At 60.2% G+C, this 14,322-nt stretch carries 14 protein-coding genes and 1 pseudogene; 5 read left to right on the top strand and 10 right to left on the bottom strand.

Translation table 11 applies throughout. The features are described from left to right. Window positions 1-16 precede the first annotated feature (16 nt). Both AAE029_RS18165 and AAE029_RS18160 read left to right on the top strand, forming a co-directional pair. Window positions 17-481: a tetratricopeptide repeat protein gene (locus AAE029_RS18165; protein ID WP_371074456.1), complete on the top strand. Its 465-nt coding sequence runs from the start codon at window positions 17-19 to the stop codon at window positions 479-481. Window positions 482-543: 62 nt separating this feature from the next. Then, window positions 544-986, top strand: a pseudogene (locus tag AAE029_RS18160) (DoxX family protein). A gap of 404 nt (window positions 987-1,390) precedes the next feature. On the opposite strand, the gene AAE029_RS18155 reads toward AAE029_RS18160, so the two are convergent. Next, window positions 1,391-1,696 (bottom strand): DUF1127 domain-containing protein, encoded by a 306-nt coding sequence (locus AAE029_RS18155; protein WP_371074271.1) that lies wholly within the window; start codon window positions 1,694-1,696, stop codon window positions 1,391-1,393. Between the two features lie 203 nt (window positions 1,697-1,899). On the opposite strand from AAE029_RS18155, the gene AAE029_RS18150 reads away from it, so the two are divergent. Then, window positions 1,900-2,853, top strand: coding sequence for a LysR substrate-binding domain-containing protein (locus AAE029_RS18150; protein ID WP_371074270.1), 954 nt, complete (start codon window positions 1,900-1,902; stop codon window positions 2,851-2,853). 117 nt (window positions 2,854-2,970) lie between these two features. Here AAE029_RS18150 and AAE029_RS18145 read toward each other — a convergent pair whose 3' ends face one another. Beyond that, entirely contained in the window at window positions 2,971-3,612 is a 642-nt protein-coding gene (locus AAE029_RS18145; RefSeq protein WP_371074269.1) for a TetR/AcrR family transcriptional regulator, read from the bottom strand. Window positions 3,613-3,947: 335 nt separating this feature from the next. On the opposite strand from AAE029_RS18145, the gene AAE029_RS18140 reads away from it, so the two are divergent. Then, entirely contained in the window at window positions 3,948-4,853 is a 906-nt protein-coding gene (locus AAE029_RS18140) for a LysR substrate-binding domain-containing protein (RefSeq protein ID WP_371074268.1), read from the top strand. A 46-nt stretch (window positions 4,854-4,899) separates the two neighbouring features. On the opposite strand, the gene AAE029_RS18135 is transcribed toward AAE029_RS18140, so the two are convergent. The 5 genes from AAE029_RS18135 to AAE029_RS18115 all read right to left on the bottom strand — a co-directional run bounded on the left by AAE029_RS18135 (window position 4,900) and on the right by AAE029_RS18115 (window position 9,565). Continuing rightward, a complete protein-coding gene (locus tag AAE029_RS18135; protein ID WP_371074267.1) occupies window positions 4,900-5,775 on the bottom strand; it encodes a dienelactone hydrolase family protein in 876 nt (291 codons plus the stop codon). 104 nt (window positions 5,776-5,879) lie between these two features. Next, entirely contained in the window at window positions 5,880-6,296 is a 417-nt protein-coding gene (locus AAE029_RS18130; RefSeq protein WP_371074266.1) for an MAPEG family protein, read from the bottom strand. An 85-nt stretch (window positions 6,297-6,381) separates the two neighbouring features. Continuing rightward, window positions 6,382-6,960, bottom strand: coding sequence for a hypothetical protein (locus AAE029_RS18125; RefSeq protein WP_371074265.1), 579 nt, complete (start codon window positions 6,958-6,960; stop codon window positions 6,382-6,384). A 3-nt stretch (window positions 6,961-6,963) separates the two neighbouring features. Continuing rightward, window positions 6,964-8,469, bottom strand: coding sequence for an IMP dehydrogenase (gene guaB / locus AAE029_RS18120; protein WP_371074264.1), 1,506 nt, complete (start codon window positions 8,467-8,469; stop codon window positions 6,964-6,966). Window positions 8,470-8,644: 175 nt separating this feature from the next. Further along, entirely contained in the window at window positions 8,645-9,565 is a 921-nt protein-coding gene (locus AAE029_RS18115; protein ID WP_371074455.1) for an MBL fold metallo-hydrolase, read from the bottom strand. 315 nt (window positions 9,566-9,880) lie between these two features. Here AAE029_RS18115 and AAE029_RS18110 point away from each other — a divergent pair, with 315 nt between their 5' ends. Next, a complete protein-coding gene (locus AAE029_RS18110; RefSeq protein WP_371074263.1) occupies window positions 9,881-11,326 on the top strand; it encodes a DHA2 family efflux MFS transporter permease subunit in 1,446 nt (481 codons plus the stop codon). Window positions 11,327-11,347: 21 nt separating this feature from the next. On the opposite strand, the gene AAE029_RS18105 is transcribed toward AAE029_RS18110, so the two are convergent. The 3 genes from AAE029_RS18105 to AAE029_RS18095 form a co-directional block, all read right to left on the bottom strand. Then, complete coding sequence (locus AAE029_RS18105; protein WP_371074262.1) at window positions 11,348-11,731, bottom strand: VOC family protein; 384 nt, start codon at window positions 11,729-11,731, stop codon at window positions 11,348-11,350. 130 nt (window positions 11,732-11,861) lie between these two features. Beyond that, a complete protein-coding gene (locus tag AAE029_RS18100) occupies window positions 11,862-12,581 on the bottom strand; it encodes an RlmE family RNA methyltransferase (protein ID WP_371074261.1) in 720 nt (239 codons plus the stop codon). Next, window positions 12,578-14,134 (bottom strand): Ppx/GppA phosphatase family protein, encoded by a 1,557-nt coding sequence (locus AAE029_RS18095; RefSeq protein WP_371074260.1) that lies wholly within the window; start codon window positions 14,132-14,134, stop codon window positions 12,578-12,580. Before AAE029_RS18095 ends, AAE029_RS18100 begins: the two co-directional genes overlap by 4 nt. Window positions 14,135-14,322 lie beyond the last annotated feature (188 nt).

Raw genomic sequence — 14,322 nt, 5'->3', positions numbered from 1 at the left:
GACGATCATGATCACAATCAAGAAATACGCCATTCTAGGCTTCATCGGTCTTTGCGCTGCATCCGCCGGCTTTACCGCGATCTCCACGCTGCCGGCCTTTGCCGTCGACAATATGGAATCGACCGATGCACCAGACCTGACTTCGGTTCGAGCGAAGATCGACGCCAAGGACTATGCCGGCGCGCTGGCCGAACTCCGCGATCTCGCCGAGGATAACCAGCAGGCGGACGTCTATAATCTGATGGGCTTCACGCTACGCAAGACCGGCGACTACCGCACGTCACTGACCTACTACACCAAGGCGCTGGAACTGCAACCCGATCACAAGGCGGCGCGTGAATATCTTGGCGAACTCTATGTCGAAACCGGCGATATGGCCAAGGCCGAGGAGCAGGTGGCCACACTGAAGCAGCTTTGCCCTGCTGGCTGTGAGGAGCTGCAAGACCTGCAGAAGGCGATCGCCGCCAGGACCGGCAACTGAGGACAGGCGGTGCAAGGGAGCGGGCGACGAGAACGCCCGCTCCCTACCAAAAGGAGGATATGATGGACAAGATAGCGGGCCGACCGCACCCCGCCGATCTCGCTCTTCTCCTCGGCAGGGTGCTGCTGTCTCTGGTCTTTCTGCATGAGGGCCTGTCGCTCGCGGCCGACCTTTCTGTAGCCATGGCGAGTTTGCAAAACTCGGACTGCCTGCGCCGGTGACGCTCGCCGTCATCGCGCTTCAGCTCGGCGCTGCCCTGTCGATTGCGGCAGGCCTATTTGCCCGGCTCGGCGCCATCGCCCTGGCTCTCTTCTGCCTGGCGACCGCCCTGTTTTTCCACACCAACCTTTCCAACCAGAACGAATTGCTGCATTTCGAGAAGGATCTGGCAATCGCCGGCGGCATGATCGTTCTCGCCAGTTCAAGTGCTGGTTCGCTGTCGATCGGCCGCTTGATCTCCAGCCGTTCGAAAGCCTTGCCTGGCTGGCTCACCGTGCTGCTTTAAGCAGCAACCTTCATGAAATTATCGAGGCCCACAAAGCATCGAGGAGGCGGCTCGGAAGAAGGCAGCGTGCGGCGGAGCTTTTGGATGGATCGTCCCTGCCCGGCAGCTGCGACCTATCAGCCTGACTGACGTCGGAAGACTGTCGCTCGAGGGCTTCTTCACCAGGCTGAACCAGTGGCGTCGCATAACAACGCGATACGACAAACTCGCCGCACACTTTCTCGGTTTCGCCAAGATCGCCAGCATCACGGCCTAGCTCAAATGATGCCGAAAAATGTGCCCGGTTTTCGGGGAACATCCCATTCCGGCTTTTGATCGAAACGCATAAAAAAGCCCGGCGACGGCAGGGCCGGTCGTCGGGCAAGCGGCAGGGCTATTGGCTATCACCCTGCGGGGAAAAGTGGTCATCGATCACGTTTGATCGAATGGAAGTGGACAAGGCGCGAGCGGTCACGCGCCGACTTCGTCAGATAGGACGACGGGTCTTCGAAAAACGTCGACTCAAGCAGTGCGGAAACGAGATCCGTACGCGTCAGCCCGATGTCCTTCAGTTGATTATCGTCAAGCTCGTGCAGCCGATTGAGTTCCGAGCGGTTGCGGAACACGCGCCAGACGGATGCAACCTTCATCAGGCCCTGCACGAGACGCATTGTCAGCGTCGGCGCGGAGCGAGCGAGATCGAGTTCGATAATCCGTTCTGTCGTGCGCATTGGCGTTTCCTTTCGTTCAGGCGCGCAACAGCCCCTCTCCTCCCAGGAGGTCTTCTGGAGAGGAGCAAGGCCGAACCGGAGTGGACAGAAAGTGTTCTGTCCGGTTGATTGTGCTGATTTACATTGGGAGGATGCCAAAGCCCTATTGATCAGTCCAACGAATGTTTCTAATGATTATCATCAACACTTTTCATAGGTGATCCATGTCGACGCCTCTCGATATTGACCAGTTGCAGACCTTTATCGCCATCGTTGATTCCGGCAGCTTCACCAAGGCGGCCGACCGTGTGTTCAAGACGCAATCGGCGGTCTCCATGCAGATGCGACGGCTGGAAGAGCGCATCGGCAAACAGCTTTTCATCAAGGATGGACGCGGCAACCGGCTGACGGTCGAGGGTGAAAAGCTCCTGAACTACGCGCGCCGCATCATCCGCCTCAACAACGAGGCAATCGCCGCTTTCGATGACAACCGGCTGGAAGGCACGTTGCGCATCGGCACGCCGGACGACTATGCCGACCGCTACATGCCGGAGATCATCGGTCGCTTCGCCAAGACGCATCCGAACGTCGAGCTCTATATCGTCTGCGAGCCTTCGGTGGATCTGGCCGAACGCATACAGCGCGGCGAGCTCGACATCGCGCTTGTGACGCACAATCCGCGTGAGCGCATGTCCGACGTGGTGCGGACGGAGCCGCTGTGCTGGGTAAGCTCCGCGAACCATCCGCTCAGGGACGATGCCCCGGTTCCGCTTGCGGTCGGCCGAAGGGATTGCCAGTGGCGGCAGCTCGCCTGTTCGGCGCTCGACGCCGTCGGAAGAGAGTATCAGATCCTGTTCACCAGTTGGTCGTGCACCGTGGTGGCGGCTGCGGTCCTGGCGGGCATGGCCGTCTCCGTCATGCCCGAATCGGCCCTGCGCACAGGAATGAAAGTGCTCACTCAGGCCGACGGGTTCCCGGCCCTGCCCCCGGTTCAGATCGGCATCATGAAACGTCCCGGCGTCTCGATATCGCTGATGAACGCAATCACCGCGCATATTACCGCATGTCTGGACAACATCACGCCGGCAGCGGTTGACGACGATCTCGACGCGGATGTGAAGACCTATCCACGCTATTACCCTCGGTTGCGGGCCGGACATATGCTGCCGGGCTGGTAAGCCTAAAGCAATCTGTGTCCAGGTGGGCTCCACTTGGATGCAGAATGCTCTGGAATTAAAGAGCAACCGTCCTTTGCGCTCTCATAGGCACGCGGCGCTCCGGGCGTAGGACGCCGCTTACGCCACCGGCAGAATGACGGGAGCGAACAGGGTCTTGCGGATGACTCTCTTCCATTCCGCCAGCATACGCCGGGCAAGATCGTCGTCACTCAGGACAGCCAGCCGGATCGAGGCTCCGATCAAATGGCTGAAGAGGTGCGTCCTGGCTTCCAGATCCACGGTGCCCCGTTCCGGCCAGAGATGCTTGATGGCGTGCTGGAATATCTCAGCGACCCGATTGCTATGCTGGATATTGAGGCGCAGCAGATCCTGGTCCGTTTCGGTGCCCATCCAGACGCCGAGGTAGGTCGGATCGCCGCGATAGGCTTCATAATACCAGTCGATCATCGCGCATGTCAGATCGAGCGCTTCCTCGAGCGATTCGACGGCGGCGAATGTCTGTGCGGTTTTGGACTGGATGGCGGAGGCATGGCGATCAAAGAGGGCTTTGATGATGGCAGCCTTTTCAGGGAAGTATTGATAGACCGAACCGATCGGCACACCCGCCGCCATCGCGAGCTCCGTCATCTTCATGCCGCCGACGCCTTTGCTGGCAATCAATTTCGCGGCGGTCGACAGGATCGTGTCGAGCCGCTGAATGCTGCGTTCCTGCTTCGGCTCTCTACGAAGCTTGATGCGGCTCAAACTATCGGCGCCCATAGTGTTCCCAATTGTCTTTAATGCTGAGCGAACCGGACATGTTTCAAACCGGAACGGACCCGATATGACATGAGCGAGTTCATCCCGCGTAAAGACAACATGTGGCATTTTAACGGACTGGCACGACAAGCAATCGGGGGCCGTAGGATTCCAAATTGCCGAAACCTTGCGCTCGAACTATTCGGCAGCAGCGCTGATCTTATCCGGTTCGTAACCGAAGGCTGCCTTGGAAGGGACTATAGGTGATCGCGATCTGAATGGTACGCAGCCTTTTCCATTGACCGGCGATAATTTCCAACCGTATATTTCTTGCTGTCCGATTGGAAAAACTTATCATGCTTACGCTCCGCCAGATGCGCTATTTCGAAGCGCTCGCCACAACCCGCCATTTCGGTCGCGCCGCCGAACTCGTTCACATCAGCCAGCCCGCCCTTTCCGCGCAGATCATGGAGATGGAGGACTATCTCGGCGCCAAACTCGTCGAGCGCGCCCGTGCGCAGACGATCCTGACACGGACGGGCGAGAAGGTGCTCACGCATATCCGCGCTATCCTGCAAGAGGTCGACCGGCTGGAACAGGCGGCACGCAAGGATGGCGGCCCCCTCGAAGGGCTTGTGCGGATCGGGATTATCCCCACGGTCGCGCCCTATCTCGTGCCGCAATTCATCCCATACCTCAGGGTTCATTATCCGTCCGTGGAAATCGAACTGAGGGAAGCCGTGACCGATCGGCTGATTGCCGATCTCTCCGATGGCAGGCTCGATGCCGTCATCGCCGCGCTGCCGCTCGAAGCAGAAGGCATTGAGACCCGTCCGCTTATGACCGACCGCTTCTTTATGGCAGTCGCCGAGAACGGTGATGAGGTGCTGATGTCGCCGCTGACGGAAAACGAGGTCAATGTCGATCGGCTGCTTCTCCTCGAGGAGGGACACTGCCTGCGCGATCAGGCGCTTGCCGTCTGCAGTGCGGGCAAGCGCAGCCTTGTCAATTTCGGCGCAACGTCGATGGCGACGCTTTTACAGATGGTCTCCCACGACATGGGGATGACTCTGATCCCGGAAATGGCCATTCCCACTGAAACCAGCCGGAATGCCATCCGGATCCTGCCTTTCGCCGAACCGCAGCCGTCGCGCCAAATCGGGCTCGCATGGCGGCGTAGCCATCACCGCAGCAAGGATATGGATGCGTTGGCAAAGGCGATCATCGCCGTCGCACCGCATGAGTCAAAGCCTGTGGCATGAAAAGAGATTCAAGCGACAGGCTTCAGACTATTGCTTTGGCCTGATATCAGGCGAGATTTTTCTTCAGGAACTCGACCGTCCGCTGCCAGGCGAGATCGGCAGCTTTCTTGTCGTAGCGTGCCGCGGAGGTATCGTTATTGAAGGCGTGGTTGGCGCCCTCATAGACGAAGATCTCGAAACTCTTGCCGTTATCCTGCAGGGCCTTCTTGTACGCATCGATCCCCGCATTGATGCGGTCATCCAGGCCGGCATAGTGCAGCATCAACGCCGCCTTGATGTTCGGCACATCCGAGGCCGGCGGCTGCGCGCCATAATAGGCCACGGCCGCTTTCAGTTCCGGCGACTTGGTTGCGAGGCTGTTGACCAGGCCGCCGCCCCAGCAGAAGCCGATGGCGCCGACATTGCCGTTTGTGGCTTCTACCTTCGAGAGATAGACAACACTCGCTTCCGCATTGGCCACGGTAACGGCTGGATCGAGCTTGGCGAACATGTCGCGCGCCTGATCGTCGTTCTCCGGCGTGCCGCCCTGCGGCGAGAGGAAGTCAGGCGCGAGCGCGACAAACCCTTCGAGCGCCATGCGGCGAGCGACGTCGCGGATATGCGGATTGAGACCGCGATTTTCATGGATCACGATGACGCCGCCGAGCTTGCCGGAGGCATCTTTCGGCTGAACGAGATAGCCTTTCATCTCGCCGCTGCTGCCCGGATAGGTGACATCCTGCGCAGTGAGCCTGTTGTCGTCCTCAGCAACCATCTGGGCTGCCGCCTTGTTGGCAGCAAGCATCGGGACAATGACAGCGGCAGCACTCGCCGAGCCTGCAAGTTTCGTCAGTTTGTCCATGAAGCTGCGCCGGTCCAGCGTCAAATGCGTGTATTCGTCATAGGCATTGATCATAGCCTGCGTAATTACGGGCTTATCCATGGCGAACCTCCCTGTCCGTCCTGCCAATCAAGATCGGAATCACAGAATAGGTCAGCGGGCAGTAACGCAGGAACACAAGTGCGTTACCGACAACCAGAAAGCGATCAGCTGGTTGCCATCCACAGGACAAGCCAAGCCCACATCATGCCGAGAAGAACATAGCCGGCGGCAAAGAGCGGACTGCGATACCGAAGCTGATTGTTCGTCACATGCACATAGGCATGAAGATAGCGCGAGATGACGAAGAGCCAGGCAAGAACGACAGCCGCAAGATTGTCGGCCTCGGTGATGTAGAGAAGAATGCAGCAGATGTGGAAGAAAACCGGCAGTTCGGTCTGATTGGCAAGAGAGTGACGGACCACAAGGCTTTCAGTGGGCTCGTCACGGTTCTCGCGAAAGGCGGATTGGGCAATCTTGCCCGCCTTCACGACGGCGGCACGACGGATGCCAAGCAGGCCATAGAGCATGAAGACCAGCGCCACATGGGCGATCATTGGCCAGAACATCTCATAACCTGTCATAGGGCACTCCCTTGCTGCGGTAATGATCGGGAGCAGTAGAGGAAAATATCAGGAGCCGCCAGTGAGTTGCCGGGACGCAAGCACTTCAGGTCTCGTCGGAGCCACCACGGGAGAGATGACGAAACATTGCGAAACGGGCCAGCATGATGACGATGATGACCAGCAGCAAGAACTTCAGCCGCACAAGGATGGGGAGCATACTCGAGAGGAACGCGATAGTTCCGATGGACGCGGTGGCCGGCGGGTAAAGCAGCAGTCCCGCCACGTTTTCCGCGTAGTCCACCAGCCCGTAAAGCACCGGCAATAGAAAGATGACGGCAACGGCGCCCGGCGGAATCGGCCGCCCGAAAAAGAAGCCGCCGGGCTCCACCCGTTGCATGAGCAGGAAAAGCAGGGCTGCCACCGCTGCCGGAAAGATCAGTCCCGGACCGAGATAGAGCGAATGCTGAATGGCGGCGGCATCGGGATGGCCGCGCAAATAGTGCAGCATCTCATAGACCTCGCCGCTTCTGTAACCGGCCAGGCGGGCGTCGAGCATGTCGCGTCCAGCGGCTGCGGCGCGGAACGGAAGAACGAAGCCGAGATAAGTCCATGCGAACAGTATCAGGCAGAGGACCGCGAGAATCGCGATCACTGCCGTCGAGGGCTTCCCGCCCGCTGCCATCGATCAGGCACCGGCGCCGGGATAGTTCGGGCTTTCACGGGTAATCGTCACGTCATGGGCGTGGCTTTCGCGCAGGCCCGCGCCGGAGATGCGCACGAAGGTGGCACGCTCCTGGAATTCCTTGAGATCCTTGCCGCCAACATAACCCATGGCCGCCTTGAGGCCGCCCGCAAGCTGATGCAGGACGCCGGAGACAGATCCCTTGTAAGGCACCTGGCCTTCGATGCCTTCCGGCACCAGCTTCAGCGTGTCGCGCACTTCCGCCTGGAAATAACGGTCGGCCGATCCACGGGCCATCGCACCGACGGAACCCATGCCGCGATAGGCCTTGAAGGAGCGGCCCTGATAGAGATAGACCTCGCCCGGGCTCTCGTCAGTGCCGGCAAGCAGCGATCCGATCATGCAGGCGGAGGCACCGGCGGCGATCGCCTTGGCAAGATCGCCCGAGAACTTGATTCCGCCGTCGGCAATGACAGGGATATTGGCGTCGCGCGCCGCATCCACAGCCGACATAAGGGCAGCAAGCTGCGGCACACCGACGCCCGCCACAATGCGCGTCGTGCAGATCGAACCAGGACCAATGCCGACCTTGACCGCATCGGCGCCAGCATCGATCAGCGCCTTCGTGCCGTCATAAGTCGCGACATTGCCGGCCATGACGCGAACGGAATTGGAGAGCTTCTTGACACGAGTTACAGCCTCGAGCACGCGCTGCGAATGGCCGTGCGCCGTATCGACCACCAGCAGGTCGACGCCGGCTGCGATCAGACGTTCGGCGCGCTCATAGCCATCGTCGCCGACGCTGATTGCGGCAGCAACGCGAAGCCGGCCCTGCGCATCCTTCGAAGCGTTGGGGTTGAGCTGCGACTTTTCGATGTCCTTGACGGTGATGAGGCCAACGCAGCGACCATCGCCATCGATGACCAGCAGCTTCTCGATGCGGTGCTTGTGGAGGAGGCGCTTGGCTTCCTGTTGGTCGACGCTCTCCTTGACGGTCACGAGATTATCGCGCGTCATCAGCTCGTGGATCTTCTGATCGGGATTGGAGGCGAAGCGCACGTCGCGATTGGTCAGGATACCGACGAGCTTGCCGGATGTATGTCCGCCTGCGCCGCCGTTCTCGACCACCGGAATGCCGGAAATGCCATGCGCCTTCATCAGGCTCAGCGCTTCCGCGAGTGTCGCGTTGGGGCCGATCGTCACCGGATTGACCACCATGCCGCTTTCGAACTTTTTGACTTGGCGGACTTCCTCGGCCTGCTGGACCGGCGTCAGATTGCGGTGAATGACGCCGATGCCGCCGGCCTGGGCCATCGCGATGGCAAGACGGCTTTCCGTCACCGTGTCCATCGCCGCCGAGAGAATCGGCAGGTTAAGGTCTATGTCCTGGGCGATGCGAGTGGCGATATTCGTCTGGCCGGGCATGACCTCGGAGTGTCCCGGCTGCAGGAGCACATCGTCGAAGGTAAGGGCGTCAGCCCCGGTTGCCGTTTCAATAATGCGTGCCATGGCCAATTTCCTCGTCTTGGAAAAGCAGGAACACTCCGGAACGAATCGTCAGTCCGGCGATCTTGCAAGGGTTGCTTGGAAGTTGGCGAGGGCTCGTAACACGTCTATGACAGGAAGGGAATAGAAAAAAACCCGGCGATCGCGCCGGGTTCGATATATCTGCCATGCGTCCTGCTCAGAGATCGAACTGATAGGTCTTCGGCACGAAGCGGTAGCCGCCATCCGCCTTCTCCACGAAACCCACTGCCGGAAAGGGCATGTGATAGCCAAGGAAGGCGTTCTTTTCGGCGGTGATCATGTCGAAGATCTTGCGGCGCGAGGCCGCCGCCTGGGCCTTGTCCATGTCAAAACGCACTTCCCAGTCGGGGCGCTCGAGCGACAGGATATAGTGGTTGGCGGTATCGCCGGTGATGAAGAACGTCTTGCCGTCGGACTCGAGCCGATAGACCAGATGTCCCGGCGTGTGGCCGGGAGCCAGGATCACCGTCATACCCGAAACGACCTCATCTCCTTCCTCGAGGAAGGTCATCTTGTCGGCGAACGGAACGACATTGGAGAGGACCAGCTTATGGCCGCCTTCCGCCGGTGTTCCCACGCGGGCGGTGTTCGTCCAGAAGTCATATTCCACCCGGCCTGCCGCATAGCGCGCATTCGGGAAAGCCGGAGCACCGTTTTCCATGAGGCCGCCAATATGGTCCCCATGCATATGCGTCAATGCCACCACCGTAATCCGGTCCGGCGTGTAGCCCGCCGCCTTGAGGCCATCCAGCAGCATGCCGGCGCCTTTGGCACGCATCGGCGCGCCGAAGCCTGTGTCGAAAAGGACGACATCCGAGCCGGTATCGACGACCACGGGGCAATAGGTGTTCACGAGCTTGTCGGTCGGCAGGAAATTCCGGGCAAGCAGTTCCTGCACGGTTTCCGGCGTCTGGTTCGTACCGAAGGTCTCATAGGGTTTCTCCAGAACGCTCGCGCCGTCCTTGACGACGGTGAACTTGAAGGAACCGACTTTGAACTGATTGATCTGCGGCAGCGGGGCAGCACTCATGTTTTCATTCGCTCCTGTGGTAGCGGCTTCGGCGCGCGTCATGATCATCGGGGCCGACAACAGGCTCGCACCGGCTGCAATGAACAAACTACGCCGGTTGATGATAAGTGAATTGATCACTACTCCCTCCCTTTAAATTCATTCCCGAACAGCATATTTGCTTTCATGCATTCAGCATTTCCATGCGTTTAGCATATGTCAAATCTGGTGCAGTACACTGTTGAGGACGCCGCATTCACGAAGACGTGACCGGGCGAAAGTCACAGAGGAGAATCGGGGATTGGCACAGGCTGAACAGAGGACTACAGAGCAAATGTCCGCACAAATGGCCCCTTCCCCTAGCACCACCCAAGGCGCGCGCGTATGAACCGCATTGTTCCCTTGATCCTTGCTGTTGCCCTTTTCATGGAACAGATGGACTCCACCGTGATCTCGACTGCGCTGCCGGCGATCGCCACGGACCTGAATGTCGGACCTATCACGCTGAAGCTTGCACTGACGTCTTACATGGTGGCGCTGGCGGTCTTCATCCCGGTCAGCGGCTGGATGGCGGATCGATATGGCGCCAAGCGCGTTTTCCGGCTTGCGATCTCCGTCTTCATCGTCGGTTCGATCTTCTGTGCCTTCTCGTCCAATCTCATCGAGTTCGTGTTCGCCCGCTTCCTCCAGGGCATGGGCGGTGCCATGATGACACCCGTCGGGCGCCTGGTGCTTTTGAGAACGACGCAGCGCAGCGAGCTGGTCTCCGCCATGGCGCTTCTGACGATCCCCGCCCTTGTCGGTCCACTTGCCGGCCCGCCGCTCGGCGGTTTCATCACCACCTATTTCAGCTGGCACTGGATCTTTCTCATCAACGTGCCGGTCGGCGTCATCGGCATATGGCTGGCGACGATCTTCCTGCCGGAGGTGGAGGCAATATCGCCGCCGCCGCTCGACTTCACGGGATTCCTGCTGACGTCCTTTTCCGCCGCAGGCGTCGTTTTCGGTCTTTCGGTCGTCAGCCTTCCCGCCCTTCCCCCCATCATCGGCATCGTCGCGACTGCGATTGGCGTTCTTTGCGGCATTCTTTATGTCGGCCATGCGCGGCGGCATCCGGCACCGATTCTCAATCTCACCCTTTTCCGCAATCCGACGTTCCGCGCTTCGACAACGGGCGGCAACCTGTTCCGAATCTGCGTCGGCGCCATGCCTTTCCTGACGCCGCTGATGCTGCAGCTCGGCTTCGGACTGACGCCGTTCCAGTCCGGCCTGATCACCTTTGCGGGCGCGGTCGGCGCAATCACGACCAAGTTCATGGCGCGGCGGGTCTTCGCTGCACTGGGCTTCCGGACGACGCTTCTTTCGGCCGCGGTCGTGACAACCATCGTCACGGTGATAACCGGTCTGTTCACGCCCCAATCATCCCACCTCGTGATCATAACGGTATTGCTGATCGGCGGGTTCTCGCGCTCGTTCATGTTTACGGGCGTGAATGCGCTCGCCTTTGCCGATATCGACGACGCTCAGGCTAGCCAGGCGACGTCGATAAGCTCGGTCATGCAGCAGATCAGTCTTGCGCTCGGCGTGGCGCTCGCGGCGGCGATCCTGGAAACCTCCATGTTCTTCCATGGTGAGAAGCTTCAGATCTTCGATTTCCACCTCGCCTTCTATATCATTGCCGGGCTTACTCTCGTTGCGACCATTCCCTTCATCCGGATGGAGGCCAATGCCGGCGCCAACGTCTCGGGCCATAGGGCAAGATATGCGGCAAAAGCGCCCGCAACCGCTGAACCCGCCACCGTCAAGGCGAAGCAGCACGCGACCAAATAAACGTCCGGCTCTATCGGAAGATCACTCCGACCGTTCGCAGACAGCCGAAAGCTTGTTGCCGTCGGGGTCCCGAATATAGGCTGCATAAAAATGCGCATGATAGGAACGAAGGCCCGGCTTACCTTCGTCGTTGCCGCCAGCCGCAAGCGCTGCGGCATGAAACCGATCGACGTCCGCGCGGCTTTCGGCGACCAGCGCGACCATTGATCCGTTGCCGCCTGTGGCCCTGCGCCGGTTGAACGGTGTCACGATCCAGAGGCGGCAGCGGCTGTCACTCTCCGCCGAATAGCCAATTTCCTCCTGCGAGGAACGCTGGCGCCTGTAACCGAGAACAGGCAGCACCGCGTCATAGAAGCTTTGTGCCCGATCGATATCGTTGGTTCCGAGAGTGACGTAGAGAAGCATGGCCTGCTCCTACTGATTTCAATGACCGCGGACGCAAGATCGGGATGCCAAAAAGTGTGCGCGGTTTTCGGGCAACATCCCGCTCTCGCTTTTTATTTAGAGCCATCATCGTGCAAAATCGGCACCGGGATCAAGCGTCCACTGAATCAACGTCCCGATTGCGGCCCTTGAAGCCCTTTGCCAGCAGGAACATCTCCACCGATTCTGCTCGTGACGAGGCGGGCTTCACATGGATGACCTGACGGAAATTCTGCTTCAGCATGGTGAGCAGATCGCGCTCCGTCCCGCCCTGAAAAGTCTTAGCGAGGAAATGGCCGCCTTCGGCCAGCACGTCGACCGCGAAATGCGCCGCGACCTCGCAGAGATGCATGGTGCGCAGATGATCGGTCCGCTGGTGGCCGGTGGTCGGCGCCGCCATGTCCGAAAGGACGAGGTCCGGCGTGCCGCCGACCGCCTCCATCAGCTTTTGTGGCGCCTCAGGATCGAGAAAGTCAAGCTGAAGAACTTTTACGCCCGGCAAAGGCGCCATCTCCAGGAAATCGATGGCGGCAACGCGAACGTTGTCATCCGTCGAATCGGTCACTTTCGCGGCGATCTGCGACCAGCTCCCGGGGGCCGCACCGAGATCGATGATGCGGCGGGCACCCTTCAGAATGTGATGCTTCTCGTCTATCTCCAGCAGCTTGAAGGCGGCGCGCGCGCGATAACCCTCGAGTTGCGCCCGCTGCACATAGGGATCGTTGATATGGCGCTCCAACCAGCGCTTTGACGAGGCCTTGAGTTTGGTCTTCTTTACCCGCTGACCAAGCTTGCGGCCGGTGCGGTTTCCGCCGATCGGTGGCTTGGTCATTGGTCCCTTTCCTTGCCCGGCTTGCTGCGGCGCTGGCCACGCCGCCAGACGCCGTCGGCAGCCATCATGTCGGTAAGAAGGCCCTCTCTCAGACCTCGGTCGGCAACGCGCATGCGCGGGCTCGGCCAGCGGCGGCGGATAGCCTCCAGGATGGCGCAACCGGCAAGCACGAGATCGGCGCGATCCGGCCCGATGCAGGGATTGGCCGCCCGGTCGGCAAAATTCCACGAAAGCAGCTTCGCCTGCATGGCGGAGACCTCGTCATCCGAAAGCCAGATGCCATCGACCTTGCGCCGGTCATAACGCGGCAGGTCGAGATGCACTCCGGCAAGGGTCGTGACCGTGCCCGAAGTGCCGATCAGATGGAAATCGCCAGACTGGCCGGCGCTACCCTCCTTATGGACCGGCGGGCAGTCGAAACTATCGAGCATCTTTTCAACTTCAGCCACCATGGCAGCGAACACCGCCGGCGTAACATGGTGGCCGCCATAGCGCTCGGAGAGGGTAACGACGCCGACGGGAAGCGATGTCCAGTGAGTGATATGATTGGCCAGACGACTGGAGCGGTTTTCACCGATGCGGATAACGGCGATTTCCGAAGAGCCGCCGCCGATATCGAAAAGGACGACCGATCGCGTTTCGCGGCCGACCAGCGACGAGCATCCCGAAACGGCAAGACGCGCCTCCGTCTCCCGATCGATGATCTCGAGCTCGAGGCCGGTCTCAGTGACGACACGGGACAGGAATTCCTCGCCGTTCTCCGCCGCGCGGCAGGCCTCCGTCGCAATCAGCCGCATGCGGCGGATCTCGCGACTTTTGAGCTTGGCCGCACAGACGCGCAGAGCATCGACAGCTCGATCCATCGCATCAGCGGAGAGCCGGCCACTGACGCCAAGCCCCTCGCCCAGGCGGACGATACGCGAAAAGGCATCGACCACGCGAAACTGGCCCGGGCGCGTCGGCTGCGCGATCAGCAGGCGGCAATTGTTCGTACCGAGGTCGAGCGCGGCATAGAAATCATTATTCTGCTCTCTCTCGCCGGCTGACGCCGCGGCCCCATTGCCGCGCCCGGCGGAGGAGTTCGCACTGCGCTCCCTGACCGCCTGACTTTGCTGCGCCCTGCTCGAAATCGTAGGCGACGGAGTGGTTACATTCGGCGACTTCGCCTGCGCAAGCGGACGACCCTGCAGGCCACGCTTGCCGCGGTGCTTGCGTCGATTCTTTCGGCTGTTGGGAAAGGCGCTTGCCGCGCCGGCATCATGTTCGCGAGGCGGACGCGCGGCCGGAGCCTGGCCCGCATGCAATGATTCCTCGTGCGAAGCGCCGTTATGACGACGACGCTTACGCTTGCGGCCCTGGGATCCGGGCTCGTTCTCTGCTGGGAGCGCAGCCTCGCCGGGCTCGCCGGTCTGGCTTTCGCGGGCAGAACCGGCCGCGCCACGGAGCGATCCGCCACGCTTGCCTTTCCGACGCCGGGACTTCTTCCTGTCCCTGCGCTCCGCCGCCGACGCCCCGCCAAATGACGGCTTTTCGCCGCTTTCGGGGTCTTCCACTTGTCTTTTCCATCGCACCGCGCAAAACCCAAACGGGATGCAGCTGGCGCTCGCTTGATTTTCGTTGGCGCGAGAATATCAGCCGGAGCGGTTTTCGCCAAATTCTTTTTGGCCGCAGCCTGCAGGCCGCACATCGATGGAAAAGTCCGTTTTCTTTCCGCAATTTTTTCAGTCGCGGGTATTTGCAA

The sequence above is a fragment of the Sinorhizobium sp. CB7 genome, assembly GCF_041357635.1.
Lineage (GTDB): Bacteria > Pseudomonadota > Alphaproteobacteria > Rhizobiales > Rhizobiaceae > Rhizobium.
This window is presented reverse-complemented; position numbering and strand designations above follow the sequence as displayed.

What these genes read in the sequence shown, in the direction of transcription:
- AAE029_RS18155 (WP_371074271.1), bottom strand. Translation starts at nt 1,696, where the DNA reads ATGCGCACGACAGAACGGATTATCGAACTCGATCTCGCTCGCTCCGCG.
- AAE029_RS18150 (WP_371074270.1), top strand. Translation starts at nt 1,900, where the DNA reads ATGTCGACGCCTCTCGATATTGACCAGTTGCAGACCTTTATCGCCATC.
- AAE029_RS18145 (WP_371074269.1), bottom strand. Translation starts at nt 3,612, where the DNA reads ATGGGCGCCGATAGTTTGAGCCGCATCAAGCTTCGTAGAGAGCCGAAG.
- AAE029_RS18125 (WP_371074265.1), bottom strand. Translation starts at nt 6,960, where the DNA reads ATGGCAGCGGGCGGGAAGCCCTCGACGGCAGTGATCGCGATTCTCGCG.
- AAE029_RS18135 (WP_371074267.1), bottom strand. Translation starts at nt 5,775, where the DNA reads ATGGATAAGCCCGTAATTACGCAGGCTATGATCAATGCCTATGACGAA.
- AAE029_RS18110 (WP_371074263.1), top strand. Translation starts at nt 9,881, where the DNA reads ATGAACCGCATTGTTCCCTTGATCCTTGCTGTTGCCCTTTTCATGGAA.
- AAE029_RS18130 (WP_371074266.1), bottom strand. Translation starts at nt 6,296, where the DNA reads ATGACAGGTTATGAGATGTTCTGGCCAATGATCGCCCATGTGGCGCTG.
- AAE029_RS18115 (WP_371074455.1), bottom strand. Translation starts at nt 9,565, where the DNA reads ATGATCATGACGCGCGCCGAAGCCGCTACCACAGGAGCGAATGAAAAC.
- AAE029_RS18140 (WP_371074268.1), top strand. Translation starts at nt 3,948, where the DNA reads ATGCTTACGCTCCGCCAGATGCGCTATTTCGAAGCGCTCGCCACAACC.
- AAE029_RS18105 (WP_371074262.1), bottom strand. Translation starts at nt 11,731, where the DNA reads ATGCTTCTCTACGTCACTCTCGGAACCAACGATATCGATCGGGCACAA.
- AAE029_RS18100 (WP_371074261.1), bottom strand. Translation starts at nt 12,581, where the DNA reads ATGACCAAGCCACCGATCGGCGGAAACCGCACCGGCCGCAAGCTTGGT.
- guaB (WP_371074264.1), bottom strand. Translation starts at nt 8,469, where the DNA reads ATGGCACGCATTATTGAAACGGCAACCGGGGCTGACGCCCTTACCTTC.